This window comes from Enterobacter cloacae complex sp. I3, assembly GCF_014896175.1.
Classification (GTDB): Bacteria; Pseudomonadota; Gammaproteobacteria; order Enterobacterales; family Enterobacteriaceae; genus Enterobacter; species Enterobacter bugandensis.
On the sequence record NZ_JADBQZ010000004.1, the window covers coordinates 114790 to 141028 of the forward strand.

General features: G+C 57.2%; 25 protein-coding genes. 12 read left to right on the top strand and 13 right to left on the bottom strand.

Annotated features, from left to right (window positions below; translation table 11 throughout):
* The first annotated feature begins 38 nt into the window (after positions 1-38).
* Both ldcA and IM271_RS04155 read left to right on the top strand, forming a co-directional pair.
* A complete protein-coding gene (gene ldcA / locus IM271_RS04150) occupies positions 39-953 on the top strand; it encodes a muramoyltetrapeptide carboxypeptidase (protein ID WP_028013511.1) in 915 nt (304 codons plus the stop codon).
* Positions 954-1041: 88 nt separating this feature from the next.
* On the top strand, positions 1042-2775 hold the full coding sequence (locus tag IM271_RS04155) for a potassium/proton antiporter (RefSeq protein WP_048998678.1): 1734 nt from the start codon (positions 1042-1044) through the stop codon (positions 2773-2775).
* 46 nt (positions 2776-2821) lie between these two features.
* On the opposite strand, the gene dadX is transcribed toward IM271_RS04155, so the two are convergent.
* Both dadX and IM271_RS04165 read right to left on the bottom strand, forming a co-directional pair.
* Positions 2822-3892, bottom strand: coding sequence for a catabolic alanine racemase DadX (gene dadX / locus IM271_RS04160; protein ID WP_028013513.1), 1071 nt, complete (start codon positions 3890-3892; stop codon positions 2822-2824).
* 9 nt (positions 3893-3901) lie between these two features.
* The gene (locus IM271_RS04165) at positions 3902-5200 is read right to left on the bottom strand and encodes a D-amino acid dehydrogenase (RefSeq protein ID WP_049138818.1); all 1299 of its coding nucleotides are present in this window, start codon (positions 5198-5200) and stop codon (positions 3902-3904) included.
* 321 nt (positions 5201-5521) lie between these two features.
* On the opposite strand from IM271_RS04165, the gene IM271_RS04170 reads away from it, so the two are divergent.
* Positions 5522-7054 carry a SpoVR family protein gene (locus IM271_RS04170; RefSeq protein ID WP_023293929.1) on the top strand — a complete coding sequence of 511 codons (1533 nt, stop codon included), beginning with the start codon at positions 5522-5524 and terminating at the stop codon, positions 7052-7054.
* Positions 7055-7099: 45 nt separating this feature from the next.
* Here IM271_RS04170 and fadR read toward each other — a convergent pair whose 3' ends face one another.
* On the bottom strand, positions 7100-7819 hold the full coding sequence (gene fadR, locus IM271_RS04175; protein ID WP_028013515.1) for a fatty acid metabolism transcriptional regulator FadR: 720 nt from the start codon (positions 7817-7819) through the stop codon (positions 7100-7102).
* 201 nt (positions 7820-8020) lie between these two features.
* On the opposite strand from fadR, the gene nhaB reads away from it, so the two are divergent.
* Positions 8021-9559 (top strand): sodium/proton antiporter NhaB, encoded by a 1539-nt coding sequence (gene nhaB / locus IM271_RS04180; protein WP_048998676.1) that lies wholly within the window; start codon positions 8021-8023, stop codon positions 9557-9559.
* Between the two features lie 46 nt (positions 9560-9605).
* The gene (gene dsbB / locus IM271_RS04185) at positions 9606-10136 is read left to right on the top strand and encodes a disulfide bond formation protein DsbB (protein ID WP_028013517.1); all 531 of its coding nucleotides are present in this window, start codon (positions 9606-9608) and stop codon (positions 10134-10136) included.
* 33 nt (positions 10137-10169) lie between these two features.
* On the opposite strand, the gene IM271_RS04190 is transcribed toward dsbB, so the two are convergent.
* From IM271_RS04190 to IM271_RS04200, 3 genes are all read right to left on the bottom strand, one after another.
* Positions 10170-10610: a YcgN family cysteine cluster protein gene (locus tag IM271_RS04190; RefSeq protein WP_041909501.1), complete on the bottom strand. Its 441-nt coding sequence runs from the start codon at positions 10608-10610 to the stop codon at positions 10170-10172.
* A gap of 93 nt (positions 10611-10703) precedes the next feature.
* Positions 10704-11363 (bottom strand): fumarylacetoacetate hydrolase family protein, encoded by a 660-nt coding sequence (locus IM271_RS04195; RefSeq protein WP_028013519.1) that lies wholly within the window; start codon positions 11361-11363, stop codon positions 10704-10706.
* A 47-nt stretch (positions 11364-11410) separates the two neighbouring features.
* Positions 11411-11686, bottom strand: coding sequence for a YcgL domain-containing protein (locus IM271_RS04200; RefSeq protein WP_041909499.1), 276 nt, complete (start codon positions 11684-11686; stop codon positions 11411-11413).
* A gap of 123 nt (positions 11687-11809) precedes the next feature.
* Here IM271_RS04200 and minC point away from each other — a divergent pair, with 123 nt between their 5' ends.
* The 3 genes from minC to minE are packed head-to-tail and all read left to right on the top strand — an operon-like array spanning position 11810 to position 13626.
* Positions 11810-12517 carry a septum site-determining protein MinC gene (minC, locus tag IM271_RS04205; RefSeq protein WP_028013521.1) on the top strand — a complete coding sequence of 236 codons (708 nt, stop codon included), beginning with the start codon at positions 11810-11812 and terminating at the stop codon, positions 12515-12517.
* Positions 12518-12540: 23 nt separating this feature from the next.
* Positions 12541-13353, top strand: coding sequence for a septum site-determining protein MinD (gene minD, locus IM271_RS04210; protein WP_028013522.1), 813 nt, complete (start codon positions 12541-12543; stop codon positions 13351-13353).
* 3 nt (positions 13354-13356) lie between these two features.
* Positions 13357-13626, top strand: coding sequence for a cell division topological specificity factor MinE (gene minE / locus IM271_RS04215; protein ID WP_010432714.1), 270 nt, complete (start codon positions 13357-13359; stop codon positions 13624-13626).
* A gap of 74 nt (positions 13627-13700) precedes the next feature.
* Here the strand turns inward: minE and rnd are convergent, their stop codons facing one another.
* The 5 genes from rnd to IM271_RS04240 form a co-directional block, all read right to left on the bottom strand.
* Positions 13701-14828 carry a ribonuclease D gene (rnd, locus tag IM271_RS04220; protein WP_028013523.1) on the bottom strand — a complete coding sequence of 376 codons (1128 nt, stop codon included), beginning with the start codon at positions 14826-14828 and terminating at the stop codon, positions 13701-13703.
* Between the two features lie 71 nt (positions 14829-14899).
* A complete protein-coding gene (gene fadD, locus IM271_RS04225; protein ID WP_072252102.1) occupies positions 14900-16585 on the bottom strand; it encodes a long-chain-fatty-acid--CoA ligase FadD in 1686 nt (561 codons plus the stop codon).
* 203 nt (positions 16586-16788) lie between these two features.
* The gene (locus tag IM271_RS04230) at positions 16789-17370 is read right to left on the bottom strand and encodes a Slp family lipoprotein (RefSeq protein ID WP_041909497.1); all 582 of its coding nucleotides are present in this window, start codon (positions 17368-17370) and stop codon (positions 16789-16791) included.
* Between the two features lie 37 nt (positions 17371-17407).
* Positions 17408-18103, bottom strand: a complete 696-nt coding sequence (gene tsaB / locus IM271_RS04235) for a tRNA (adenosine(37)-N6)-threonylcarbamoyltransferase complex dimerization subunit type 1 TsaB (RefSeq protein WP_047367799.1) — start codon at positions 18101-18103, stop codon at positions 17408-17410.
* A gap of 66 nt (positions 18104-18169) precedes the next feature.
* Positions 18170-20080, bottom strand: coding sequence for an ATP-dependent DNA helicase (locus IM271_RS04240; protein WP_193052217.1), 1911 nt, complete (start codon positions 20078-20080; stop codon positions 18170-18172).
* 133 nt (positions 20081-20213) lie between these two features.
* Here IM271_RS04240 and IM271_RS04245 point away from each other — a divergent pair, with 133 nt between their 5' ends.
* Positions 20214-20558 carry a RidA family protein gene (locus IM271_RS04245; protein WP_028013528.1) on the top strand — a complete coding sequence of 115 codons (345 nt, stop codon included), beginning with the start codon at positions 20214-20216 and terminating at the stop codon, positions 20556-20558.
* Positions 20559-20564: 6 nt separating this feature from the next.
* On the opposite strand, the gene IM271_RS04250 is transcribed toward IM271_RS04245, so the two are convergent.
* Positions 20565-20747 (bottom strand): YoaH family protein, encoded by a 183-nt coding sequence (locus IM271_RS04250; protein ID WP_008500497.1) that lies wholly within the window; start codon positions 20745-20747, stop codon positions 20565-20567.
* A 61-nt stretch (positions 20748-20808) separates the two neighbouring features.
* On the opposite strand from IM271_RS04250, the gene pabB reads away from it, so the two are divergent.
* The 3 genes from pabB to sdaA all read left to right on the top strand — a co-directional run bounded on the left by pabB (position 20809) and on the right by sdaA (position 24267).
* Complete coding sequence (gene pabB, locus IM271_RS04255; protein WP_193052234.1) at positions 20809-22137, top strand: aminodeoxychorismate synthase component 1; 1329 nt, start codon at positions 20809-20811, stop codon at positions 22135-22137.
* Positions 22138-22139: 2 nt separating this feature from the next.
* Complete coding sequence (locus tag IM271_RS04260) at positions 22140-22718, top strand: CoA pyrophosphatase (protein ID WP_100170097.1); 579 nt, start codon at positions 22140-22142, stop codon at positions 22716-22718.
* Positions 22719-22902: 184 nt separating this feature from the next.
* On the top strand, positions 22903-24267 hold the full coding sequence (gene sdaA, locus IM271_RS04265; RefSeq protein ID WP_028013531.1) for an L-serine ammonia-lyase: 1365 nt from the start codon (positions 22903-22905) through the stop codon (positions 24265-24267).
* 240 nt (positions 24268-24507) lie between these two features.
* Here sdaA and yoaE read toward each other — a convergent pair whose 3' ends face one another.
* Positions 24508-26067 (bottom strand): CNNM family cation transport protein YoaE, encoded by a 1560-nt coding sequence (yoaE, locus tag IM271_RS04270; RefSeq protein WP_028013532.1) that lies wholly within the window; start codon positions 26065-26067, stop codon positions 24508-24510.
* Between the last annotated feature and the right edge of the window lie 172 nt (positions 26068-26239).

The window sequence follows — 26239 nt, forward strand, 5'->3', positions numbered from 1 at the left end:
ATATAGACAATTAGTTTCTCATTCAGCAAGGAATTGCCATGTCTCAGTTTCATCTCATCGCGCCATCGGGCTACTGTATTAACCAGGACGCGGCGCAGCGGGGCGTTCAGCGCTTACTGGAATCCGGCCATCAGGTAGAAAATCAGACAATTATCCCCCGCCGCCAGCAGCGTTTTGCCGGAACAGAAGCGCAGAGGCTAAATGATATCAATAGCCTGGTGAACCTGAAGGGCGAAAACCGAATAGTCCTTGCGGTGCGCGGCGGCTATGGTGCGAGCAGGCTGCTTGAGAGCATTGACTGGCAGGGCCTGGCTCAGCGCCAGCAGCAGGATCCGCTGCTGATATGCGGCCACAGCGATTTCACCGCCATCCAGCTTGGTCTTCTGGCGCTGCATAACGTCATCACGTTTAGCGGCCCGATGCTGGCCGGTAACTTCGGCGCGCCGGAACTGGACGCGTTCACCGTGGAGCATTTCTGGCGCGCGCTGCGCAATCCCACCTACAGCGTGGAATGGCAAGGCAATGGACCGCACTGGGAATGTGAGGGCCAGCTCTGGGGCGGTAACCTGGCGATGCTGGTCTCGCTCATCGGCACGCCGTGGATGCCGCAAATCAAGGACGGCATTCTGGTGCTGGAGGATATTAACGAACATCCGTTCCGCGTCGAGCGCATGTTATTGCAGCTTTATCATGCCGGTATTCTCGATCGCCAGTCCGCGATCGTGCTGGGCAGCTTCAGCGGCTCTGCCCCGAATGACTATGATGCGGGCTACTCCCTGGAAACGATGGTCGATTTCATCCGCTCGCGGCTGGATATTCCGGTTATCACCGGTCTGGATTTCGGCCATGAACAGCAGACCGTTACCCTTGCGCTGGGCGCGCAGGCGACGCTTACACATGATGTTTCGGGCAGTCGGTTAACGATCGGTGGTCATCCGGTCATAAAAGCATAAAAAACCCCCTTAATAAAACGCTGTTGCCGTTGTTAATATGTTAGGGTTTTAGTAACAGCGTTAACATTGAGGTGGGAGAAAGAGAACATTGGATGCCGCAGCGATAATCAGCCTTTTCATTCTGGGTTCTGTACTTGTAACCAGCAGTATTTTATTAAGTTCATTTTCATCGCGTCTTGGCATACCCATTCTTGTTATTTTCCTGGCCATCGGCATGCTGGCCGGCGTTGACGGCATCGGCGGTATCCCCTTCGATAACTATCCCTTCGCCTACATGGTGAGTAACCTCGCGCTGGCGGTGATCCTGCTCGACGGCGGGATGCGAACTCAGGCGAGCTCCTTCCGCGTGGCCTTAGGGCCTGCGCTGTCGCTGGCGACCGTCGGCGTGTTGATCACCTCCGGCCTCACCGGGATGATGGCCGCATGGCTTTTCAATCTCAATCTCATGGAAGGCCTGCTGATTGGCGCAATCGTTGGCTCTACCGATGCGGCGGCGGTCTTTTCCCTGCTTGGGGGTAAAGGGCTTAACGAACGCGTTGGCTCAACGCTTGAGATTGAATCCGGCAGTAACGATCCGATGGCGGTGTTCCTGACCATCACACTGATAGAGATGATCCAGCAGCACGAGACGGGCCTGAGCTGGATGTTTGCCCTGCATATTCTGCAGCAGTTCGGGCTGGGGATTGTCATCGGCCTGGCGGGGGGATACCTGTTACAGCAGACGATCAACCGCATTTCTCTGCCCTCGGGACTTTACCCTCTGCTGGCGCTGAGCGGCGGCATTCTCATTTTTGCCGTCACCACCGCGCTGGACGGCAGCGGTATTCTCGCCGTCTACCTCTGCGGGTTCCTGATGGGCAACCGCCCTATTCGCAACCGTCATGCTATTTTGCAGAACTTTGACGGCCTGGCGTGGCTGGCGCAAATCGGCATGTTCCTGGTGCTGGGCCTGCTGGTGACCCCGTCGGACCTGCTGCCGATCGCCGTTCCGGCGCTGCTGCTGTCGGCGTGGATGATCTTTTTCGCCCGTCCGCTTTCCGTATTTGCAGGCCTGCTGCCGTTTCGCGGTTTTAACCTGCGCGAGCGCGTCTTTATCAGCTGGGTCGGCCTGCGCGGCGCGGTGCCGATTATCCTTGCGGTGTTCCCGATGATGGCCGGTCTCGACAACGCGCGGCTGTTCTTCAACGTGGCGTTCTTCGTGGTGCTGATTTCCCTGCTGTTCCAGGGCACGTCGCTCGGGTGGGCGGCGAAAAAGGCCAAAGTGGTGGTGCCGCCCGTAGGCTGGCCGGTCTCCCGCGTGGGGCTGGACATTCACCCGGAAAACCCGTGGGAGCAGTTCGTCTACCAGCTGAGCGCCGACAAATGGTGCGTGGGGGCCTCGCTGCGCGATTTGCACATGCCGACTGAAACGCGCATTGCCGCCCTGTTCCGCGATAATGTCCTGCTGCACCCGACCGGCAGCACCCGCCTGCGCGAAGGGGATATTCTGTGCGTCATTGGCCGCGAGCGCGACCTGCCCGCGCTGGGCAAGCTGTTCAGCCAGTCGCCTCCCGTGTCGCTGGACCAGCGTTTCTTCGGCGATTTTATTTTGGAAGCCAGCGCCAAATTTGCGGATGTGGCGCTGATTTATGGCCTGGATGAAGGTGCAGAAGACGGTGACAACCCGCAAACGCTGGGAGAAATCATTCAGCAGCGGCTTGGCGCTGCGCCGGTTGTGGGTGACCAGGTGGAGTTTGCCGGGATGATCTGGACGGTGGCAGAAAAAGAAGATAACGCGGTGCGGAAGGTCGGTTTGAGGCCGATGGAAGAGGACGCGGAGTAGTTTTTTTGCCGGGTGGCGGCTTCGCGTCACCCGGCAAAGATACAAGTTACACCGTCACAACCGGCACTCTTGGTGCCAGGGCACACATCAGTTCATACCCTACCGTTCCCGCCGCGGCCGCCACGTCATCAATTTTGATTTCGTTGCCCCACAGCTCGACCGGTGAACCGATGCCCGCCTGCGGGCATGGCGTCAGGTCAACGGCCAGCATATCCATTGAGACGGTCCCCACCGTGCCCGTGCGCACCCCATCCACCCAGACCGGCGTGCCGGTCGGCGCGATACGCGGATAGCCGTCGGCATAACCGCCCGCGACGATGCCAATCCGCTGCTCGCCCTTCGCCCGGAAGCGGCTGCCGTAGCCTACCGTGTCGCCCGCCTTCAGCGTCTGCACGCCGATGATCTCGCTGCGCAGGGTCATGACCGGCCTCAGGCCGCTGTTGGCAATATCCTGCCACTGGCCTGAGGGTGATGCACCGTACAGAACGATCCCCGGACGCACCCAGTTATAGTGGGCTTCAGGATGCCACAGCGTCGCCGCCGAGTTCGACAGGGAGCGCGGACAATCGAGCCCTTCAGCCGCCTGCTCAATGCGGACCATAGCATCAGCAATGCCGTCCGGTTTTTCCGCATCGGCAAAGTGCGCCATCAGCGTCATTTCGCCGACGTTTTTCAGGCCACGCAGCTGCTGCCAGACCGTATGCACCCGCTCAGGCTGGAAGCCCAGGCGGTTCATGCCGCTGTTCACCTTGAGATAAATATCCAGCGGAGCGTGGAGCTTCGCATCCTGAATGGCTTTAATCTGCCAGTTGCTGTGAACGCTGGTGGTCAGGCGATACTTATCCAGCAGCGGCAGATCGTCCGCGTGGAAGAACCCCTCCAGCAGAAGAATAGGCCCTTTCCAGCCGCGCTCGCGCAGCAGGATGGCCTCTTCGAGATTCAGTAACGCAAAACCGTCTGTCGCGCCGAGCGCGCTCCATATACGGTCAATACCGTGGCCGTAGGCGTTTGCCTTGACGACTGACCAGACGCGCGAACCAGGTGCTGCCCGGCGAACAATTTGCAGGTTTTCCTTCAGGGCCTGCAGATCCAGCTGAGCCAGAACAGGACGGGACATGACAACTCCTTAATTATGCGCGCCGTGCAGGTGCTGAGGACGCGATGGCGTAAATCCTGATTGATAGCGCGCAGCACTTAAATCGTCAAACGGAATTGCCGGCGTGCGCCCGGAAATCAGGTCGCTCAGCAGCTGGCCCGAGCCGCAGGCCATCGTCCAGCCGAGCGTGCCGTGTCCGGTATTGGTCCACAGATTTTTGTATGGCGTGCGGCCCACAATCGGCGTGCCGTCCGGGGTCATCGGACGCAGGCCGGTCCAGAACGTCGCCTGTTCCACAAACCCGCCGCGCGGGAAGAGATCGCCCACCACCATCTCCAGCGTTTCACGACGCGGCTGCAGCAGCTCGGTGTTGAAGCCGACAATCTCCGCCATGCCGCCGACGCGAATACGGTTATCAAAGCGGGTAATGGCGATTTTGTAGGTTTCATCCAGGATGGTTGAGACGGGCGCCCCGCTCTCCTCTTTCACCGGGATAGTCAATGAGTAGCCCTTGAGCGGGTAGACCGGAATATCGAGGATGCCTTTCAGCATGGCGGTGGAGTAGGAACCAAACGCCATCACGTAGGCATCCGCCTTTATCACCTCGTCGCCGCACTTCACGCCGTAAATTTTTTCGCCTTCCGACAGCAGCTTGTCGACGGAGGTATTAAAGCGGAATTTTACCCCTGCCTGCTCGCACATGTGCGCCAGCCGCTGGGTAAAGAGCTGACAGTCGCCGGTTTCGTCATTCGGCAGACGCAGACCGCCGGTCAGCTTGTGGGCCACTTCGGCCAGCGCGGGTTCCACCTGCCCCAGCTGGCTGGCTTCCAGCAGCTGATACGGTACACCGGCATCTTCCAGCACGGCGATATCGCGGGTGGCGTTTTCATACTGTTGCTCGGTGCGGAACAGCTGCAGCGTGCCGCCCTGACGGCCTTCGTACTCAATCCCCGTCGACGCGCGCAGGGCTTTGAGGCAGTCACGGCTGTATTCCGCCAGACGCACCATGCGGCCTTTGTTTTCCATATAGTGCCGGGTGTCGCAGTTGCGCAGCATCTGCCACATCCACTTCAGCTGGAACTGCGTGCCGTCAAGGCTGATGGCCAGCGGCGCGTGGCGCTGGAACATCCATTTGATCGCCTTCAGCGGCACGCCGGGCGCCGCCCACGGGGCCGCATAGCCAGGAGAGATTTGACCGGCATTTGCCGCACTGGTTTCAAGCGCCGGGCCGGATTCACGATCGATAACGGTAACCTCATGTCCCGCCTGACTTAAATACCAGGCGCTGGTTACGCCAACGACACCACTTCCCAGTATGACAACACGCATAGCCACTCCATTATGAGCAAAAGAACAATCATCTAATTACAGATTGATAACCTAGTTGAAAATATTATTCAACATACGACTTTTTTATGGTGACTTACCTCACACATCCCCCAGCATCAGGGGACAGGGATAATTTGGGATCTCCTGCTGAGCTTTATTTTTAACCAGCATAAAATTCTGATGCGTGCGCTTTTTTTGCCGTATCAAAAACGGGAAATCGCAAAGAAAAAATTTCTGCGCCAGCACGCTTTTTAACACGTTGATCTATGCTTGAAAGGAGGCTCTCCAGACAGAGAGAGCACCCACAACGAGGGCGCGCTAATGGCTACTATTGATTCCCTGAACAAGGACAACACACGTCTGAGCGATGGACCCGACTGGACCTTCGAGCTGCTGGATGTCTACCTCGCCGAAATCGACCGGGTGGCAAAACTGTATCGCCTGGATACCTATCCCCATCAGATTGAGGTGATTACCTCCGAGCAGATGATGGACGCTTACTCCAGCGTCGGGATGCCGATCAACTATCCGCACTGGTCGTTTGGTAAAAAATTCATTGAAACGGAGCGGCTGTACAAGCACGGCCAGCAGGGGCTGGCGTATGAGATCGTCATTAACTCCAACCCGTGTATCGCCTATCTGATGGAAGAGAACACCATTACCATGCAGGCGCTGGTGATGGCGCACGCCTGCTACGGCCATAACTCCTTCTTTAAAAATAACTATCTGTTCCGCAGCTGGACGGACGCCAGCTCCATCGTCGATTACCTGATCTTCGCGCGTAAATACATTACCGACTGTGAAGAGCGCTACGGCGTGGACGAGGTAGAGAAGCTGCTCGACTCCTGCCACGCACTGATGAACTACGGCGTGGACCGCTATAAACGCCCGCAGAAAATCTCTCTGCAGGAGGAGAAAGCCCGGCAGAAAAGCCGCGAGGAGTATCTGCAGAGCCAGGTGAACATGCTGTGGCGCACCCTGCCGAAGCGTGAGGAGGAAAAAACGATTGCCGAAGCGCGTCGTTACCCGTCCGAGCCGCAGGAAAACCTGCTCTATTTTATGGAGAAGAACGCCCCGCTGCTGGAGCCGTGGCAGCGCGAGATTTTGCGTATCGTGCGTAAGGTGAGCCAGTATTTCTATCCGCAGAAACAGACCCAGGTGATGAACGAAGGCTGGGCAACATTCTGGCACTACACCATTCTCAACCATCTGTATGACGAGGGGAAAGTCACCGAGCGGTTCATGATGGAATTCCTCCACAGCCATACTAACGTGGTGTTCCAGCCGCCCTACAACAGCCCGTGGTACAGCGGGATTAACCCGTATGCGCTGGGCTTTGCGATGTTCCAGGATATTAAGCGCATCTGCCAGTCGCCAACGGAAGAGGACAAGTACTGGTTCCCGGATATCGCCGGTTCTGACTGGCTGGAAACGCTGCATTTTGCGATGCGCGACTTTAAGGATGAGAGCTTTATCAGCCAGTTCATGTCGCCGAAGATCATGCGCGATTTCCGCTTCTTCACCGTGCTGGACGATGACCGCAACAACTATCTGGAGATCTCCGCGATCCACAACGAGGAAGGATACCGGGAGATCCGCTCCCGCCTCTCCTCCCAGTACAACCTGAGCAACCTTGAACCCAATATTCAGGTGTGGAACGTGGACCTGCGCGGCGACCGCTCCCTGACGCTGCGCTATATCCCGCACAACCGCGCACCGCTGGATAAAGGACGTAAAGAGGTGCTGAAGCACGTGCACCGCCTGTGGGGCTTTGACGTGCAGCTGGAGCAGCAGAATGAGGACGGCAGCGTGGAGCTGCTGGAACGCTGCCCGGCGCGGTTGAATACGCTGTAGCGCCACCGGGCGAAAAAAAACCTCTCGATTGAGAGGTTTTTTATTTTAGCGACTCTGAATCGCCAAATCGCCCGGCAGCGTTTTCTGCATACGGTGCCAGATTTCACCGGAGTCGTGGCCGTAGCGGCGTACGGTTTCATATACCTGATCGTGCAGGCCTTCGGTGCAGAGCTTGCTCAGCTTATGGTAGAAGCCCAGCGCCAGGCTGCGGGCTTCAGGGTTAGCGAAGTAGTGACGACCAATGCGGGTATAGAGCCCTTTCATACCGTTGAGGATCAGGCCGTAAACCGGGTTGCCGGAGGCAAACGCCAGGCCGCGAAACACGTTGTAATCGAGGGTGGCAAAGGCGTCGGCGTGATCTTCAACTTCATTCGCGCTGGCCAGCACCGCAAGCGCATCTTCAGGATGCTGACGGAAAGCGGTACGAATAAAAATAGTCGCGATGTTGGTGCGCACGGAGAGCAGATTATCAATCAGCTGCGGCACGCTTTCGTGGTCGAGGCGCGCCAGCGTTTCAAGAATGTTCAGCCCCGAGGTTTCCCAGAAGTTGTTTACCTTTGTTGGCTTGCCGTGCTGGATCGTCAACCATCCATCACGCGCCAGTCGCTGAAGCACTTCACGCAGCGTGGTGCGAGTGACGCCAATCAGTTCAGAGAGTTCGCGTTCAGCCGGAAGAATGGACCCCGCAGGGAAACGATTATTCCAGATGCTTTCAATGATGTACTCTTCCGCGAAACCCGCCGGGCTCTGCGCCTTAATGACCATAGTGAGATTTCCATTACACAGCTTTTTGCAAATTGGACTCATCATACCAGAGGCGTGCAACGGCAGGTAGCGCGGCAAAGTGAGAAAAGAGGGATCGCCGTTTCATTTTTGTGAAATTTACAATGCGGTCTTATCCGCCTCCGGGCCGCGATTTTTGCGTATACTGATGTTTTGTATTACTTAACGGGAAGGACGTCTGTTGTGGAAATTTCTTTTGGGCGCGCGCTGTGGCGCAATTTTTTAGGTCATTCTCCTGACTGGTACAAACTGATACTGCTGGTTTTCCTGGTCGTTAATCCCATCATTTTTAGCGTGGATCCGTTTATCGCCGGGTGGCTGCTGGTGGCAGAATTTATCTTCACCCTGGCCATGGCGCTGAAGTGTTATCCCCTGCTGCCCGGCGGTTTGCTGGCATTTGAAGCCGTTGTCATCGGCATGACGTCCGCAGAGCATGTAAAAGCAGAGCTGGCCTCCAATCTGGAAGTGCTCCTGCTGCTCATTTTTATGGTGGCCGGTATCTACTTTATGAAACAGCTGCTGCTGTTTATCTTTACCCGCCTGCTGCTGAGCATTACGTCAAAAACGATCCTCTCGCTGGCGTTTTGCCTTGCCGCCGCCTTTCTGTCGGCCTTCCTGGATGCGCTCACCGTTGTCGCGGTGGTGATCAGCGTCGCCGTCGGATTTTACGGCATTTATCACCGCGTGGCCTCCTCTCGCCCAAGTGAGGATTTACAGGACGATAGCCACGTCGAGGCGCATAACCGCGACGTGCTGGAACAGTTCCGCGCGTTTCTGCGCAGCCTGATGATGCACGCAGGGGTCGGTACGGCGCTGGGCGGCGTGATGACCATGGTGGGCGAGCCGCAAAACCTGATCATCGCGAAAGCGGCTGAATGGCATTTTGGCGAGTTTTTCCTGCGCATGGCCCCCGTCAGCGTGCCTGTGCTGGTCTGCGGGTTAGCGACCTGCATTCTGGTCGAAAAATTCAGGCTGTTCGGCTACGGCGCACAGCTGCCTGAACCGGTCCGCAATGAACTGCATAAATTTGACGAGCAGAGCCGCAAACAGCGTACGCGCCAGGAGACGCTGCGTCTGATTGCGCAGGGGATCATCGGCATCTGGCTTATCGCCGCGCTGGCGTTGCATCTTGCCGAAGTCGGGTTGATTGGCCTCTCCGTCATTATTCTTGCCACCACCTTTAGCGGGGTAACGGACGAACATGCTATTGGTAAAGCCTTTACCGAAGCTCTGCCGTTTACCGCGCTGCTGGCGGTCTTTTTTGCGGTCGTGGCGGTGATTATTGACCAACACCTTTTCGCACCGATTATCGCGTTTGTGCTTCAGGCCTCGCCGGACTCGCAGCTTACGCTGTTCTATCTATTTAACGGTCTGTTGTCCTCTATTTCCGATAACGTCTTTGTCGGGACGGTATATATCAATGAGGCCAAAGCGGCGATGGAGCAAGGGATCGTCAGTACCGGGCAGTTCGACCTGCTGGCGGTAGCCATCAACACCGGAACAAACCTGCCCTCCGTTGCAACACCTAACGGCCAGGCGGCATTTCTCTTCCTGCTGACCTCGGCGCTGGCGCCACTCATACGGCTTTCTTATGGAAGAATGGTCTGGATGGCGCTGCCGTACACGCTGGTGCTCACCGTTGTTGGTTTGCTGTGCATCAAAATTACTCTCGTTCCCTGTACGCAATGGCTGCTACAAGCGGGTATACTTGCGGCGCATTAAAATTCGTTTACACTGCGCTTTCTAAGCATGTTCCAGGGAAATGATTATGTTGAGATTTTTAAACCAGTGCTCCCGCGGTCGCGGAGCGTGGTTGTTGATGGCCCTGACCGCCTTTGCGCTGGAAATGGTTGCGCTGTGGTTCCAGCACGTGATGGGACTCAAGCCCTGCGTGCTGTGCATCTACGAGCGCTGCGCGCTGTTCGGCATTATGGGTGCAGGCCTGGTGGGCGCAATTGCCCCAAAAACGCCGTTGCGCTATGTGGGTATTGCCATCTGGCTGTACAGCGCCTGGAAAGGGATTGAGCTTTCCTGGCAGCACACCATGATGCAGCTGCATCCGTCACCGTTTATGACCTGTGATTTCGCCGCCCGCTTCCCGAGCTGGCTGCCGCTGGATAAGTGGCTTCCGCAGGTGTTTGTCGCATCCGGTGACTGCTCCGTACGTCAGTGGGAATTCCTGACGCTGGAGATGCCGCAGTGGCTGGTGGGCATTTTTGTGGCCTACTTCGTTGTGGCGCTGCTGGTGCTGATCGCTCAGCCGTTCAAACCGAAGAAACGCGATTTGTTTGGAAGGTAAAAGCAAAAACCCGCCACGGCGGGTTTTTTATTATCACCGATTAGGGTGATTCATGATGTGATCTTCCCAGTCCCGTACCTCGGACTCCTTCACCGCAATATGGCGCACCGAAATCCGCTCGCCGTGCATCGCCGCCTTTGAGCCCGTCAGCAGCGGATGCCAGTTCGGCAGTTCTTTCCCTTCCGCCAGCAGGCGATACGCGCAGGTGTGCGGCAGCCACTCAAAGGTCGGCAGATTTTCACGGGTGAGCTTGATGCAGTCCGGCTCGAACTCGAAGCGGCGTTCGTAGTTGCGGCACTGGCAGGTTTTAATGTTCAGCTGCCTGCAGGCGACGTTGGTGAAATAGATCTCATCGGAGTCTTCATCCATCAGCTTGTGCAGGCAGCACTGCCCGCAGCCGTCGCACAACGATTCCCACTCCGCGTCGGTCATTTGGTCAAGAGTTTTGCTTTGCCAGAAAGGAATGTCGTTCATCAGGATGTCCACACGTCAAAAGAAAGCGCACCTTATAACGAGTCTGGCACGTGGTTGCAAGTTTTGCCGCCCTTTGCAGGCGGCAAGATGCGGTTACAGCACGCGGGTTTTTAGCGACAGGCCGTTAAAACCGACCTCAAGCTCATCGCCGCTGGCGAGCGGGCCCACGCCTTCCGGCGTGCCGGTGAGGATCACATCGCCCGGCTTCAGGGTGAAGAAACGGCTCATGTAGGCGATCAGCGGCACAATCTTGTGGATCATATCTGCCGTGGTGCCCTGCTGGCGGATCTCGCCGTTAACCTTCAGGCTGAGCGGAGTGTCCTGCGGATCGTTGGTAAATTCATTCACCGGAACAAACCCTGAAATCGGACATGCGTTATCAAAGCCTTTGGCTTTTTCCCACGGCTGCCCTGCCTTCTTCATTTTGCCCTGCACGTCGCGCAGGGTCAGATCCAGCGCCACGCCGTAGCCGGCAATCGCTTTCTCGACATGCTCTTCGGAAGCCTGGCGCAGCGTGGCGCCGATCAGCACGGCAAGCTCTACTTCGTGATGTACCGACCCCAGCCCCTGCGGCAGCGCCAGCGGCTGGCGGATGTCGCATAGCGCCGTCTCGGGCTTAATAAACAGGACCGGCTCTTCTGGGGTTGCGCTGCCCATCTCCTGAATATGCTTCGCATAGTTGCTGCCCACGCAGACCACTTTGCTGACGGGATAATCCAGTAATGCACCTTGCCAGTTATGATGTTGATACATGCTCGACCCCTAATCGGTTGATGTGTTATGCCCGAAAACAGCTGAGGCTATTTTTTCCCGGACGCCTCGAGGTGCTGTTTTAATAAATTCTCAGGCGGCGGTGGAAGCTGTAAATAATAGCCCTGCTCGGCTAATGCCGTTTTCACTTTTTCCAGATCGGCATTCACCAGTTTCTTACGGCCGTCCAGCGGCAGCAGCATCGCCAGCTGTGGTCGGCCAAAGTTCTTCATTAATTCTTCCGGCACGCGTGAAAAATCGTCTTTCTTTTCGACATAAAGATAGGTCTGGTCACGGCTTGTACTTCTGTAGATCACACAAAACATGTTTTTACTCTGAATTAATGGGTGGTTGCTTGCCTCAATATACTCCTGACTATAACATGCCTGATACTCTTCGGAATATCGCAGCGAATGGTTGCGGTTAATAGCAAATTGAGTAAGGCCAGGATGTCAAACACGCCCATCGAGCTTAAAGGCAGTAGCTTCACCTTATCAGTGGTTCATTTGCATGATGCAAAACCCGAGGTTATTCGTCAGGCGTTAGAAGACAAAATCGCCCAGGCTCCCGCCTTTCTGAAGCACGCCCCCGTCGTCATCAACGTCAGCGGTCTTGAGGCGCCGGTTAACTGGACACGTCTCCAGCAGGCGGTCTCCTCTACCGGGCTGCGTATTGTCGGCATCAGCGGCTGCAAAGATCCCGAGTTGAAAGCTGAAATCGACCGTGCGGGGCTGCCTCTTCTTAATGAAGGCAAAGAAAAAACCCCACGTGCAGCACCCGCTGCCGTACAAACGCCCCCTCCTGCGGCGCAAAACGTTACCGCTCTCACAAAAACGCGAATGATTGATGTGCCGGTTCGTTCCGGTCAACGCATTTATGCGCCAAACTGTGATCTAATTGTTACAAGCCACGTCAGCGCTGGCGCAGAGCTTATTGCAGATGGCAATATTCACGTTTACGGTATGATGCGTGGACGTGCGCTCGCGGGCGCAAGTGGCGATCGGGACGCGCAAATATTTTGTACTCACCTGACGGCGGAACTGGTGTCCATCGCAGGTGAATATTGGCTGAGCGACAAGATCCCAGCCGAATTTTATGGCAAAGCGGCTCGCCTGCTTCTGGCAGACGACGCGTTGACCGTTCAACCGTTGAATTAATCCCTTTTTAACAAGGAATTTCTATGGCACGCATTATTGTTGTTACTTCGGGTAAAGGAGGCGTTGGCAAGACCACCTCCAGCGCGGCCATCGCTACTGGTTTGGCCCAGAAGGGAAAGAAAACCGTCGTTATCGACTTCGATATCGGTCTGCGTAACCTCGACCTCATCATGGGATGTGAGCGTCGCGTCGTATATGACTTCGTGAACGTCATTCAGGGCGATGCCACGCTGAACCAGGCGCTGATTAAAGACAAGCGCACCGAGAACCTCTTCATTCTTCCGGCTTCTCAGACGCGTGATAAAGATGCCCTGACCCGTGAAGGCGTGGAAAAGGTACTCGACGAGCTGAAAAAAATGGAGTTCGACTTCATCGTCTGTGACTCCCCTGCCGGCATTGAAACCGGTGCCCTGATGGCGCTCTACTTTGCTGATGAAGCGATCATCACCACCAACCCGGAAGTCTCCTCCGTGCGTGACTCCGACCGTATTCTCGGTATTCTGGCTTCCAAATCCCGCCGTGCGGAAAATGGCCAGGATCCGATCAAAGAGCACCTGCTGCTGACCCGCTATAACCCGGGTCGCGTAAACAAAGGTGACATGCTGAGCATGGAAGACGTGCTGGAGATCCTGCGCATTAAACTGGTTGGCGTTATCCCGGAAGACCAGTCCGTATTACGCGCCTCTAACCAGGGCGAGCCCGTGATCCTTGATACAACGGCAGATGCAGGTAAAGCTTACGCCGATACCGTTGACCGTCTGCTGGGAGAAGAACGTCCTTTCCGCTTCATTGAAGAAGAGAAGAAAGGTTTCCTCAAACGCCTGTTCGGAGGATAAGTTATGGCATTACTGGACTTTTTTCTCTCGCGGAAAAAAAGCACCGCCAACATCGCAAAAGAACGCCTGCAAATTATCGTTGCGGAGCGTCGTCGTAGCGACGCCGAGCCTCACTACCTGCCGCAGCTGCGCAAGGACATCCTGGAAGTGATCTGTAAGTATGTGCAGATTGACCCGGAGATGGTCACCGTACAGCTGGAGCAAAAAGACGGGGATATTTCGATTCTGGAGCTGAACGTAACGCTTCCGGAAGCGGAAGAGTCGCGTCCGTAGGTTCCTGGTGTCGTAGCCCCGGTAAGCGCAGTGCCACCGGGGAAAATATGCCGGGTATATCGCCCGGCATATTTTTATCGCGGATAACCTTCCAGCAAGGTATTCAGGCGATCGGCCATCAATACCCCGCGCCAGCCAGCCATCAGTTCCGGCACGCCATTCTGCGGTTTCAGCTTCCAGTGCCAGTTCAGCAGCTGGTTAATCTGTCTGCGTGACGCCAGCAGTTCAGCGCTCAGCTTGCTTTCCGTTGCGACATCCTGCACCAGCGCTTTGATATCCTTAAATGCTTTACGATAGCCCGGCATATCCATGAGATTCAGCAGCGTTTCAGGCAGTGCGTCCTCCGGCAGCGCCTGCGCTTTGGCGACCAGCGCCAGCAGGGTTTTACCATGGAAACGGATCTCGCTGCCGGAAAGGCCAATGCTGTCCAGTTCGCCCAGGCTGCCCGGCATATAGCGCGCGACCGCCCAGAGATGCTCTTCACGCACCACAAAATTCACGGCCAGATCGCGCTCGCGCGCTTTACGCAAACGCCAGTCCGCTAACAGCTGCAGGCAGGCCAGCTGACGCGTGCGAAGCTGCCAGGCGTTGGTGATATCACGCCAGGCCTCTTTCGGGTCGACCACTTCCTGGCGACGCTGCTGCGTCATACGGCACTCGTCCAGCGCGGCAGAGAGCCAGCCGGAGGCTTCCGCCTCTTTCATCAGCTGTCCGGCAATCGGCAACAGGTAAAACACGTCTGCCGCCGCATATTCCAGCTGACGCTCGGTAAGCGGACGCGCCAGCCAGTCGGTACGGGATTCACTTTTATCCAGCGTCAGGCCCGTGTACTCCTCCACCATGGCGGCAAAGCCCCACGACAGCGGACGACCGCTGAACGCCGCGAGGATCTGCGTATCAATCAGCGGCTGAGGCATGATGCCAAAGGTGTTAAGAAAGACTTCCAGATCTTCACTGCCCGCGTGCAGATATTTCGTTACCGCAGTATCCAGCAGCAGGTCACGCATCGGCGCCCAGTCGGTAATGCCGAGCGGGTCGATCAGCGAGACGTGCTTACCGTCGTACATCTGTATCAAACCCAGCTGTGGATAATAGGTGCGAGTACGGACAAACTCGGTATCCAGAGCGATGGCAGGAAAGTCGCGCGTCACTTCGCACAGCGAAGCCAGCTCGTCGTTGGTCGTGATCATCTGGTAATTCAAATCGGATTCTCTTTTGTTTGCGCCCATAAAAAACGCCGGCTTAACCGGCGTCTGGGCGATTAACGTGAAGCTCAGGCCTTATTGTCTACTTTGGCACGGGCTTCGTCACGTAATTCTCGTCGTAATATCTTCCCGACGTTGGATTTCGGCAGCTCATCGCGGAATTCCACCAGCTTCGGCACCTTATAGCCCGTCAGCTGACGGCGACAAAACGTTATCAGCGCTTCCTCGGTAAGAGAAGGATCTTTCTTGACCACAAATATCTTCACCGCTTCACCGCTGCTGCCGGAAGGAACGCCCACCGCCGCCACTTCCAGCACGCCGCTGTGCTGCATCACCACGTCTTCGATTTCGTTCGGATAGACGTTGAAGCCGGAGACCAGGATCATATCTTTTTTGCGATCGACGATGCGCAGGAAGCCTTCGTCATCCATCACCGCAATATCGCCGGTGTGAAGCCAGCCGTCTTTAATGATTTCGTCGGTCGCATCAGGGCGCTGCCAGTAACCCAGCATTACCTGCGGCCCTCTGACGCACAGTTCGCCCGGCTCGCCGTGAGGCACTTCGTTATCCTCATCATCCACCAGCTTTGCTTCCGTCGACGGGACCGGCAGGCCGATGCTGCCGCTGTGGTAGTCGATATCGTGCGGGTTGACGCTCACCAGCGGGGCACACTCCGTCAGGCCATAGCCTTCCAGCAGATATTGCCCGGTTAGCTTCACCCAGCGCTCGGCCACCGCCTGCTGAACCGGCATGCCGCCGCCCGCGGAGAGATGCAGCGTGGAGAAATCAAGCTGCTGGAACTCTTTGTTGTTGAGCAGGGCGTTAAACAGGGTGTTCACCCCGGTCATGGCGGTAAACGGGTATTTTGCCAGCTCTTTCACCAGACCCGGGATATCGCGCGGGTTGGTGATCAATACGTTTTGCCCGCCCAGCTCGATAAACAGCAGGCAGTTCATGGTCAGCGCAAAGATGTGATACAGCGGCAGCGCGGTGATTACCAGCTCTTTACCCGGATGCAGCAGCGGCCCGTAGGTGGCATTAACCTGCTCAAGGTTCGCCAGCATGTTGCGGTGGGTCAGCATCGCCCCTTTGGCCACGCCGGTGGTGCCGCCCGTGTATTGCAGGAAGGCCAGGTCTTCGGAGACGACTTCAGGCTTGACGTACTGCATGCGATAGCCCGCATGCAGCGCGCGGCGGAAAGAGATAGCATCCGGCAGATGGTATTTTGGTACCAGACGTTTGACGTATTTAACGACAAAGTTAACCAGCGTCCCTTTGGCGGTGGAAAGCTGATCGCCCATGCGCGTCAGGATGACGTGCTTCACCTGGGTTTTGTCGACCACTTTTTCCAGGGTATGGGCAAAGTTAGAAACAATGACAATCGCCACCGCCCCGCTGTCGTTCAGCTGATGTTCCAGCTCGCGCGGCGTGTAAAGCGGGTTAACGTTGACCACAATCATCCCGGCACGCAGGATGCCAAACAGCGCCACCGGGTATTGCAGCAGGTTCGGCATCATCAGCGCGACGCGATCCCCTTTTTGCAGCCCAAGTCCTTCCTGCAGATAAGCCGCAAACGCCCGGCTACGCTCCTCAAGCTTACGGAACGTCATCACCTCGCCCATATTCACAAACGCGGGCTGGTCTGCGTAACGTCTTACCGAGTGCTCAAATAATTCCACCAGGGATTGATAACGGTCAGGATTGATCTCCGCAGGCACATCTGCGGGATAACGGTTAAGCCAAACCTTTTGCAATGCATCACCTCTGAAATGAGTGTTCGTCGTCATCACAGCCCCGATAATAAACAGTTTGTTAACATTATATTAACTCAGCGTACCAGTTTATTAATTGTTCAGATTGCAGGTTGCGAAGCGCGTCACTCTTTTTTTTCGTTTTATCCGTAAAAAAACAGAGACAGCGGCTGAGCCGCTGTCTCTTTCTTAACAATAACAGTAAGTTACTCAGTTACGATCGTTTGCACCTGTGCAGGGCCCGGGTTATACCAGCCCCATCCCGGATAACCGTAACGATAAGGATGTGGGCCCCACATCCACGGGTCGATTGGCTGAGGCGGCATCACCACCTGCTGGGCGATACGCCAGCGCTTATAGCCATTCACCTGCATGGTCATAAATTTGTACGGCGTGTTGCCGATTTTGCCCTGCACCGAACCGGTAATCGGCCCGACAACGGTTACCAGCTGTCCGCGAAAATCGACCGGGTCGAGGAAACCACTAACGTCGGCATAGATACGCCCGCGAGAGGCTTCACCGAGTACGGGACGCGCGCCGCTGTCGAGCGGTACCGTGGCAATTTCCAGACGGGTTTTCCCCTGCTGGTTCTGCACGTCGATCACTTTCCCACCGAAGCGGGCTTCCTGGCCGACGTAAAGCTCGGGCGCATTCATTACCCGAACCAGATCCTGCTGTGGCGTCGGGCTGCTGCCCTTGATCGCATCAGGTACGGTTACGCAACCGCTCAGTGCTATGGCAACCGCGCCTGCCATAAAAAGGCGTACTACTTTAGTCTGAACCGCCATGATGCGACTCCTTTTTCTCAGTTCCTGTTACTGAGATTCATTCGCGGCCCGGAAGTTTCTTCCACGCGACGGTGTTTCGCAAATAAACCGGCTCCGCATGCTCAACGGCAACGGTTTTTCCTGCTGCAAGCAGTTGACGGGCAATCGGGAGCATATCTTCTGCCGCAGGCAGGAGCATGTTGCCGTCCACCAGCGTCACGCCGGTGCCGCTCGCCATCTCTGGCCACGCCGGCCAGCCCGTGCCGACCGTCGCCCACTCGCCGGACAGCTGCTTCAGGCGCTCAGTAACGGCTTCAGGCTTAAGCACTGCTTCCGTCTCTTCGCCGTGCCAGACGCCGTTTTCATCGCGGGTATATTCCGCCCAGTAAACTTCACCCATGCGAGCGTCAATAGCGGCGAGCACGCGGGTCGCGCCCGTCATGCGCCAGGCACCCTCCGCCATCGTCGCAAGCGTAGAGACGCCGATCATCGGCAGGTCAGCGCCCAGCGCCAGCCCCTGCGCGATGCCAATCCCAATGCGCACGCCCGTAAAGCTGCCGGGGCCGCGGCCAAAGGCCAGCGCGTCGAGGTCGGTTAAGGTGGTGTTGCCCTGGGTTAAAATGGCTTTTACCAGGGGCAGAATACGCTGGGTGTGTTCCCGTGGGCACTCTTCGAAATGAGCAGAAACAGCACCGTCGTTTAACAGAGCAACAGAGCAAGCCTCTGTCGCGGTATCAATAGCCAGAATTCGCATCAGTCGTCGCGCTCTCGCAAGGGTCAGTCACAAAATGGCGCGCATCTTAGCACACTCCGGAGCGAATTACTCCGCCGTTGGGTTTGCCAGAAAACGCACCGCGCGTTTAATGTCCCGCGTACGCGGGGCGGGCGGCAGGCTGGCGAGGAAGGTTGCGCCGTAAGGACGCATCACCAGGCGGTTATCACAGATCACCAGCACGCCGCGGTCGGTGACGTCACGGATCAGTCGCCCTACCCCCTGCTTAAGCGTGATGACCGCGTCCGGTAGTTGGACGTCGTCGAACGGATCGCCCCCGCGCAGGCGGCAGTCTTCCATCCGCGCCTTTAGCAGCGGATCGTCCGGCGACGTGAACGGCAGCTTATCGATGATCACCAGCGAGAGCGTGTCGCCGCGCACGTCCACCCCTTCCCAGAAGCTGCTGGTTGCCACCAGCAGGGCGTTACCGGCGCTGACAAACTGCTGGAGCAGCTGGCCTTTACTGGTTTCCCCCTGCAGCAGCACCGGGAGGGTCATGGTGGCGCGAAACTGCTCGGCGAGATCGCGCATCATGGCGTGTGAGGTGCAGAGCATAAAGCAGCGCCCGTTGTTGGCCTCAATCATCGGCTTGAGCATCGCCGCGAGATGCCGCGCCGCCCCCGGCTGGTTCGGCAGCGGGAGATTGCGTGGCACGCAGAGCAGCGCCTGCTTTTCGTAATCAAACGGGCTGGGCAGCAGCAGTGATTCCGCCTGCTCAATGCCGAGGCGCTCGGTGAAGTGGTGCAGATCGTCATTTACAGACAGGGTTGCGGAAGTGAAGATCCAGCTTCCCGGCTTCTGCGCCATCACCTCTTTGAATTTATCGGCCACCGTCAGCGGCGTGAGCGCGAGGGTAAAGTGGCGCGAGGTGCATTCATACCAGTAGCTGTACCCCGGCTGGTTGATCTCTTTTAGCCGTTTGAGCCGCCCGCGATAGAGCGTGGCGCGCTCGAAGGCGGCGTCAAGCAGCGCGGAGCGTCCGAGGGACAGCTTCGCCACGTCGTAGCAGAGCTCAAGTGCATCATCGAGCAGCAGCAGCGCGCGCTGGATATTTATGTCCGCCAGCAGTTCGCGCAGGTTGCCGCGATAGCCCGGCTCGCCAAGCTGTAAGCGGAAATCCTGCGCGCTTTGCGCCAGACGGTCGGCGCACTTCTGCAACTGCTGGGTATCTTTAAGTTCGGTCCGGTAGGCAATGGTAAAATCTTTCGCCAGATCCTGTAGCTGGCGGCTGGAGAGCGACTGGCCGAAATACTGGCTGGCGATATCCGGCAACTGATGGGCTTCATCGAAGATCATTACGTCCGCCTCCGGGATCAGCTCGCCGAAACCGCTGTCCTTAACCACCATATCCGCGAGGAACAGGTGGTGGTTCACCACCACCACGTCTGCGTCCATCGCTGTTTTGCGCGCTTTCACCACAAAACAGTCTTTATACAGCGGGCAGTCGCTGCCGAGGCAGTTGTCGTTGGTGCTGGTCACCAGCGGCCAGGCCGGGGAGTCTTCCGGCACGCTCGCGCAGGTGCTGATATCGCCCTCTTCAGTCTGGTTCGCCCAGGCGCGCAGGATAATGACGTCGCTCAGGGTTTGTACCGGCAGATCGCCGCCGGCCAGCGCCTGCTGTTCGAGTCGCTCCAGGCACAGGTAGTTCGATCGCCCTTTCAGCAGGGCCAGACGCCCTTTGTATTTCAGCGCTTTTGCTACGGTAGGCAAATCGCGGCTGTAGAGCTGATCTTGCAGCGCTTTCGATCCGGTGGAAATTATCACCTTCTTTTTCGCCCGCAGCGCCGGCGCAAGGTAAGCATAGGTCTTACCCGTGCCGGTTCCGGCTTCAACCACCAGCGGCTGGGCCTTATCAATGGCGCGGGCAACGGCGTGCGCCATCTGTCGCTGAGGCTCACGGGGCTTGAAGCCGGGGATCGCCTGCGCTAATTGACCTTCAGGGGAAAAATCGTCTGCCACGTTGCTCTCTCACTGTATTTTTGCACAGGGATTATGTCAGCCCATCTTCTCCTGTGCCACCCCAAATAGTGACGACGGCAGAACAATATGGCAGTCTTGCCGCCTGACGACGAAAAATAACGAGGAAACGTTTATGACAATTGTGCGCATTGATGCCGAAGCCCGCTGGTCTGATGTGGTGATCCATAACCAGACGCTGTATTACACCGGTGTACCGTCAAATCTGGACGCGGATGCGTTCGAACAGACGGCGAATACCCTGGCGCAGATTGATGCCGTGCTGGAAAAACAGGGCAGCGATAAATCCCGCATTCTGGATGCGACCATTTTCCTGGCAAATAAAGACGATTTCGCGGCGATGAACAAAGCCTGGGATGCGTGGGTGGTAGCGGGTCACGCGCCTGTACGCTGCACCGTACAGGCCACGCTGATGAAACCGGAATACAAGGTTGAGATCAAGATTATCGCGGCGGTTTAAGCCCGATTACTCTTCATCTTCATCCTCAAAACGCGCCACGATCCGCTCGCCGGTATGGGTGGCGCGCAGCTCCTCCGCCACCTGGGAAATCGCCTGTCCGCTGCTCATCCCCTGGGACATCAGTTCCTGAATTCGCTCAACCGCTTTCTGCTGCTGTTCATGGCTCAGAGAAGGTAAACCTGCAAACATCGTCAACTCCTGCTAAATTATTCGCGCTAATTATTTCACGCTGCCCGGTAGTATGCCATACATGAACATGCGCTTCCCCACTGTTGTTACCTTACCCTGGCGCGCTGACGCCGCTGAGTTCTGGTTTGCCCGTCTGAGCCATCTTCCTTTTGCCATGCTGCTGCACTCCGGCCATGCGGATCACCCGTACAGCCGCTTCGATATTCTGGTGGCCGATCCCCTGAAAACGCTGACGACCGACGATCTGTCGACGACGGACGATCCGCTGATGCAGCTTCAGCAGGAAATCAACGCGCTGGGCTTATCCGCTACCCCTAACCTGGACCTGCCCTTCCAGGGCGGCGCGCTGGGCCTGTTTGGCTACGATTTGGGTCGCCGCTTCGAGATGCTGCCCGAGCATGCGCAGGCGGATATTGCCCTGCCGGACATGGCCGTGGGGCTGTATGACTGGGCGTTGATTGTGGACCACCAGAAAAAAAGGGTCTCCCTGCTGAGCCATGATGACGTGCAGGCGCGTCTGGCCTGGCTTGAGGCACAACAGCCTGCTCCAGCTGAAGCGTTCACCCTGACCTCCGGCTGGCGCTCGAACATGACCGCGCTGGAATACGCGGAAAAATTCTCCCGCGTGCAGGCCTATCTGCAAAGCGGCGACTGCTATCAGGTTAACCTTGCCCAGCGTTTCCAGGCAGCATACCAGGGGGACGAGTGGCAGGCGTTTACCCGTCTCAATGCCAGCAACAGGGCTCCGTTCAGCGCGTTTGTCCGTCTGGAACAGGGGGCCATCCTCAGCCTGTCGCCGGAGCGTTTTATCCATCTGGCGGAAGGGACGATTCAGACCCGCCCGATTAAAGGCACGCTGCCGCGCCTTGCCGATCCGGACGCCGATCGCCAGCAGGCGGAGAAACTCGCCGGGTCACCGAAGGATCGCGCCGAAAACCTGATGATTGTCGACCTGATGCGTAACGATATTGGCCGGGTCGCCGAACCAGGCAGCGTGCGCGTGCCGGAGCTGTTCGTCGTCGAGCCTTTCCCGGCAGTGCATCATCTGGTCAGTACCATCACCGCGCGTCTGCCCGCCTCCCGCACCGCCTGCGATCTGCTCCGGGCCGCGTTCCCGGGCGGCTCCATCACCGGTGCGCCAAAAATTCGCGCCATGGAAATCATCGACGAACTGGAACCGCACCGCCGCAACGCCTGGTGCGGCAGCATCGGCTATATCAGCCTGTGCGGCACCATGGATACCAGCATTACCATTCGCACGCTGACGGCCTGCGACGGCAATCTGTACTGTTCTGCGGGCGGCGGCATTGTGGCGGACAGCCAGGTCGAGGCGGAATATCAGGAAACCTTTGATAAGGTGAACCGCATCCTGAAGCAACTGGAGAACTAACGGTGGAGAAAGAGAACCTGACGCTGGATGATTTTCTGTCGCGCTTTCAGCTGCTACGGCCGCAGGTCAACCGCGCCACGCTGAATCAGCGTAAGGCGGCGGTGCTGATCCCGGTGGTGCGCCGGGAACAGCCGGGCCTGCTGCTTACGCAGCGTTCGCCGCATATGCGCAAACACGCCGGTCAGGTGGCCTTCCCGGGAGGCGCGGTGGACAGCACCGATGCGTCGCTGATTGCCGCCGCGCTGCGGGAAGCGCAGGAGGAGGTGGCGATCCCGCCTGACGCGGTGGAAGTCATCGGCGTGCTGCCGCCCGTCGACAGCGTGACCGGCTTTCAGGTCACGCCGGTCGTCGGCATTATCCCCCCCAATCTTCAGTATCACGCCAGCGTCGACGAAGTCTCTGCGGTGTTTGAGATGCCGCTTGAAGAGGCGCTCCGGCTAAGCCGCTATCATCCGCTGGATATCCATCGCCGGGGGCATGACCATCGGGTCTGGTTGTCCTGGTATCAGCATTATTTTGTCTGGGGCATGACGGCGGGCATCATTCGTGAACTGGCGCTACAAATCGGCCTGAAGCCTTGACTATACTTTACATTCCAGCCTTTTTTGCAGGTTTGCGATCCGCGTCGCGCTATTAGCAAAACCCATCGTTAACCATTAGTTTAATTCATGTGAATAGTTAAGCCGAGGTTGGTGTTCCCTCTTACACTATGCGCAGTTATAACATCGTTACTGGAACCCCGGTAACCCTGTCAGGAGTGTGAAAGTGATTAGTATATTCGACATGTTCAAAGTGGGGATTGGTCCTTCTTCTTCCCACACTGTAGGGCCGATGAAGGCCGGTAAACAGTTCGTCGATGATCTGGTCGAAAAAGGATTACTGGAAAGCGTTACCCGTGTCGCCGTAGACGTTTACGGTTCACTGTCATTAACGGGTAAAGGCCACCACACCGATATCGCCATTATTATGGGTCTGGCGGGCAATATGCCGGACACTGTTGATATTGATGCCATCCCGGCATTCATCCGCGACGTGGAAGCGCGCGGTCGCCTGCTGCTGGCTAACGGTCAGCACGAAGTGGATTTCCCGCAGGATGACGGCATGCGTTTTCGCAGCGACAACCTGCCGCTGCATGAAAACGGCATGACTATCCACGCCTGGAGCGGCGAAAAAGAGATCTACAGCAAAACCTACTACTCCATCGGCGGTGGCTTCATCGTTGACGAAGAGCATTTCGGTAAAGAGAGCGCGGGCGACGTGAATGTGCCCTATCCGTTCAAATCGGCCACCGAGATGCTGGGCTACTGCAAAGAGACCGGTTTGTCGCTGTCCGGCATGGTGATGCAGAACGAGCTGGCGCTGCACAGCAAAAAAGAGATCGAAGACTATTTTGCCAACGTGTGGCAAACCATGCGCGCCTGTATCGATCGCGGGATGAACACCGAAGGCGTACTGCCAGGGCCACTGCGCGTGCCGCGTCGTGCCTCTGCCCTGCGCCGTATGCTGGTGACCACGGACAAATTCTCTAACGACCCGATGAACGTAGTTGACTGGGTGAACATGTTTGCTCTGGCGGTGAACGAAGAGAACGCCGCGGGGGGGCGCGTCGTGACTGCGCCAACCAACGGCGCGTGCGGGATCGTTCCGGCGGTGCTGGCCTACTACGATCACTTTATCGAGCCTGTGACGCCGGATATTTATATCCGTTATTTCCTCGCGGCAGGCGCTATCGGCGCGCTGTACAAGATGAACGCGTCCATTTCAGGCGCTGAAGTGGGCTGTCAGGGTGAAGTAGGCGTGGCCTGCTCCATGGCGGCGGCCGGTCTGGCCGAGCTGCTGGGCGCAAGCCCTGAACAGGTTTGCGTGGCGGCGGAAATTGGCATGGAGCATAACCTCGGTCTGACCTGTGATCCGGTCGCAGGCCAGGTGCAGGTGCCGTGCATTGAGCGTAACGCGATTGCCTCCGTCAAAGCGATTAACGCCTCGCGCATGGCGATGCGCCGTACCAGCGAACCACGCGTGTCGCTGGATAAGGTTATCGAAACCATGTACGAAACCGGCAAAGACATGAACGCGAAGTACCGTGAAACGTCGCGCGGCGGTCTGGCCATTAAGGTGCAGTGCGACTAATCCTTTCTTTCGCCCATCCGCAACGGATGGGCGAATTTCTCCCTTCATTCTCGTCTCCTTCTTCTTTCCCCACTACACTTTTACGGTCGCGGCTGCTCGCGCTCGGCCTGACATCAGGCAGCGGCTAAATAGCGAACGGGTTGAGAGAGAAGCAGGCGCGGTAGTAACGCCACAATGGCTGGCGGGAAAATCTTCCCCGCCAGAAGATCGTAACGGGCACATCGTACCCGTTAAGCAGACTTATTCGTCTTCGTCGTGTGCAGACTGTTCTTTAACAATGCGGACCAGATCGACGCGGTAGTCGTTAGCTTCAACGATAGTGATGTGCAATGGAGGAAGCTCGATCACATCCCCGACGCGCGGGATCTGACCGTTTACGGCGATAACCAGCCCCGCCACGGTTGCGATGTCTTCTTCATCGTTAACCACGTTTTCCAGCCCCAGCGTATGCGAAAGCGCGTGCAGGTCGGTCGCACCTTTGACCAGCCAGCCTTCGCCGTCGGCCACAATTTCAGGCGTTTCGTCTTCATCCGGGAATTCACCGGCAATCGCTTCAAGCACGTCCAGCGGCGTCACCAGCCCCTGTACCACACCAAACTCGTTGGTGACGATAACAAAGCTACCGCGCGCGCGACGCAATACGCCCAGCAGATTGATCGGATCCAGCGTTTCCGGTACGACAATCGCTGGCGACGAAGCTGCAATGGCCTCCACGTTGACGCCCTCTTCCAGCGCCACCAGCATCTCTTTCGCCCGAACCACGCCGATGATTTCATCCAGTTCACCGCGGCATACCGGGAACAGGCTGTGCGGAGATGAGAGCAATTGCTGACGAATTTCATCAACGCTCAGGTTCGCATCGACCCAGCTAATTTCCCCGCGCGGCGTCATGATGCCGCGCAACGAGCGGGAGGCCAGGGAGAGCACGCCGTTAATCATGTAGCGTTCTTCTTCCACAAACGCCCCTTCTGGAACCGGCACCGGGTTACGGTTTTCAGGGTCAGACTGGACGTTCACCTGACGGCGTCCGCCCATCAGGCGCAGAATGGCGTCCGCCGTACGGGCGCGCAGCGGCTGATTTGACTGCTGCTTAATAAAGTTACGGCGCGCAATCTGGTTGAACAGTTCGATCAGGATCGAGAAGCCAATCGCGGCGTACAGGTAGCCTTTCGGAATATGGAAGCCGAAACCTTCCGCCACCAGGCTCAAACCAATCATCAGCAGGAAGCTCAGACAGAGCACGACCACCGTCGGATGCTGGTTGACGAAGCGCGTCAGCGGTTTCGAGGCCAGCAGCATCACCGCCATCGCAATCACGACGGCCGCCATCATCACCGGCAGGTGGTTCACCATACCGACCGCGGTAATCACCGCATCCAGCGAGAAGACTGCATCCAGCACCACAATTTGCAGCACCACGACCCAGAAGCTGGCGTAGCCCTTACCGTGACCATCATCATGCTGCCGGTTCTCCAGCCGTTCATGCAGCTCTGTTGTCGCTTTGAACAGCAGGAATATCCCCCCGATTAACATGATCAAATCACGGCCGGAGAAGGTGTAATCCATGACGGAGAACAGCGGTTTGGTCAGCGTGACCATCCACGAGATCACGGAGAGCAGCCCCAGTCGCATGACCAGCGCCAGCGAGAGTCCAATCAGACGCGCTTTATCACGCTGTTTTGGCGGTAGCTTATCCGCAAGGATGGCGATAAACACCAGGTTATCGATGCCGAGAACGATCTCCAGCACCACCAGCGTGAGCAGTCCCACCCAGATTGACGGGTCCATTAAGAATTCCATGACAAGCTCCTGCTAAAGGAATGACAAAACGGTGCCCCACTCAACGTGGGCAAATAAGAGGCAGACAGAGTTGATACGTGGCGTGGTTCGCCGGTGAAAAAGGCGCGGAATGGCCTGGTAGATGACTGACGTCGGTGACGGTCCATATAGTGGGCTGTAGCCCTATACTCCT

Coding starts and splice junctions, on each gene's coding strand:
- ldcA (WP_028013511.1), top strand. CDS start 39: ATGTCTCAGTTTCATCTCATCGCGCCATCGGGCTACTGTATTAACCAG.
- dadX (WP_028013513.1), bottom strand. CDS start 3,892: ATGTCCCGTCCTGTTCTGGCTCAGCTGGATCTGCAGGCCCTGAAGGAA.
- IM271_RS04165 (WP_049138818.1), bottom strand. CDS start 5,200: ATGCGTGTTGTCATACTGGGAAGTGGTGTCGTTGGCGTAACCAGCGCC.
- IM271_RS04170 (WP_023293929.1), top strand. CDS start 5,522: ATGGCTACTATTGATTCCCTGAACAAGGACAACACACGTCTGAGCGAT.
- fadR (WP_028013515.1), bottom strand. CDS start 7,819: ATGGTCATTAAGGCGCAGAGCCCGGCGGGTTTCGCGGAAGAGTACATC.
- dsbB (WP_028013517.1), top strand. CDS start 9,606: ATGTTGAGATTTTTAAACCAGTGCTCCCGCGGTCGCGGAGCGTGGTTG.
- IM271_RS04190 (WP_041909501.1), bottom strand. CDS start 10,610: ATGAACGACATTCCTTTCTGGCAAAGCAAAACTCTTGACCAAATGACC.
- IM271_RS04195 (WP_028013519.1), bottom strand. CDS start 11,363: ATGTATCAACATCATAACTGGCAAGGTGCATTACTGGATTATCCCGTC.
- IM271_RS04200 (WP_041909499.1), bottom strand. CDS start 11,686: ATGTTTTGTGTGATCTACAGAAGTACAAGCCGTGACCAGACCTATCTT.
- minC (WP_028013521.1), top strand. CDS start 11,810: ATGTCAAACACGCCCATCGAGCTTAAAGGCAGTAGCTTCACCTTATCA.
- minD (WP_028013522.1), top strand. CDS start 12,541: ATGGCACGCATTATTGTTGTTACTTCGGGTAAAGGAGGCGTTGGCAAG.
- minE (WP_010432714.1), top strand. CDS start 13,357: ATGGCATTACTGGACTTTTTTCTCTCGCGGAAAAAAAGCACCGCCAAC.
- IM271_RS04230 (WP_041909497.1), bottom strand. CDS start 17,370: ATGGCGGTTCAGACTAAAGTAGTACGCCTTTTTATGGCAGGCGCGGTT.
- tsaB (WP_047367799.1), bottom strand. CDS start 18,103: ATGCGAATTCTGGCTATTGATACCGCGACAGAGGCTTGCTCTGTTGCT.
- IM271_RS04245 (WP_028013528.1), top strand. CDS start 20,214: ATGACAATTGTGCGCATTGATGCCGAAGCCCGCTGGTCTGATGTGGTG.
- IM271_RS04250 (WP_008500497.1), bottom strand. CDS start 20,747: ATGTTTGCAGGTTTACCTTCTCTGAGCCATGAACAGCAGCAGAAAGCG.
- pabB (WP_193052234.1), top strand. CDS start 20,809: ATGAACATGCGCTTCCCCACTGTTGTTACCTTACCCTGGCGCGCTGAC.
- yoaE (WP_028013532.1), bottom strand. CDS start 26,067: ATGGAATTCTTAATGGACCCGTCAATCTGGGTGGGACTGCTCACGCTG.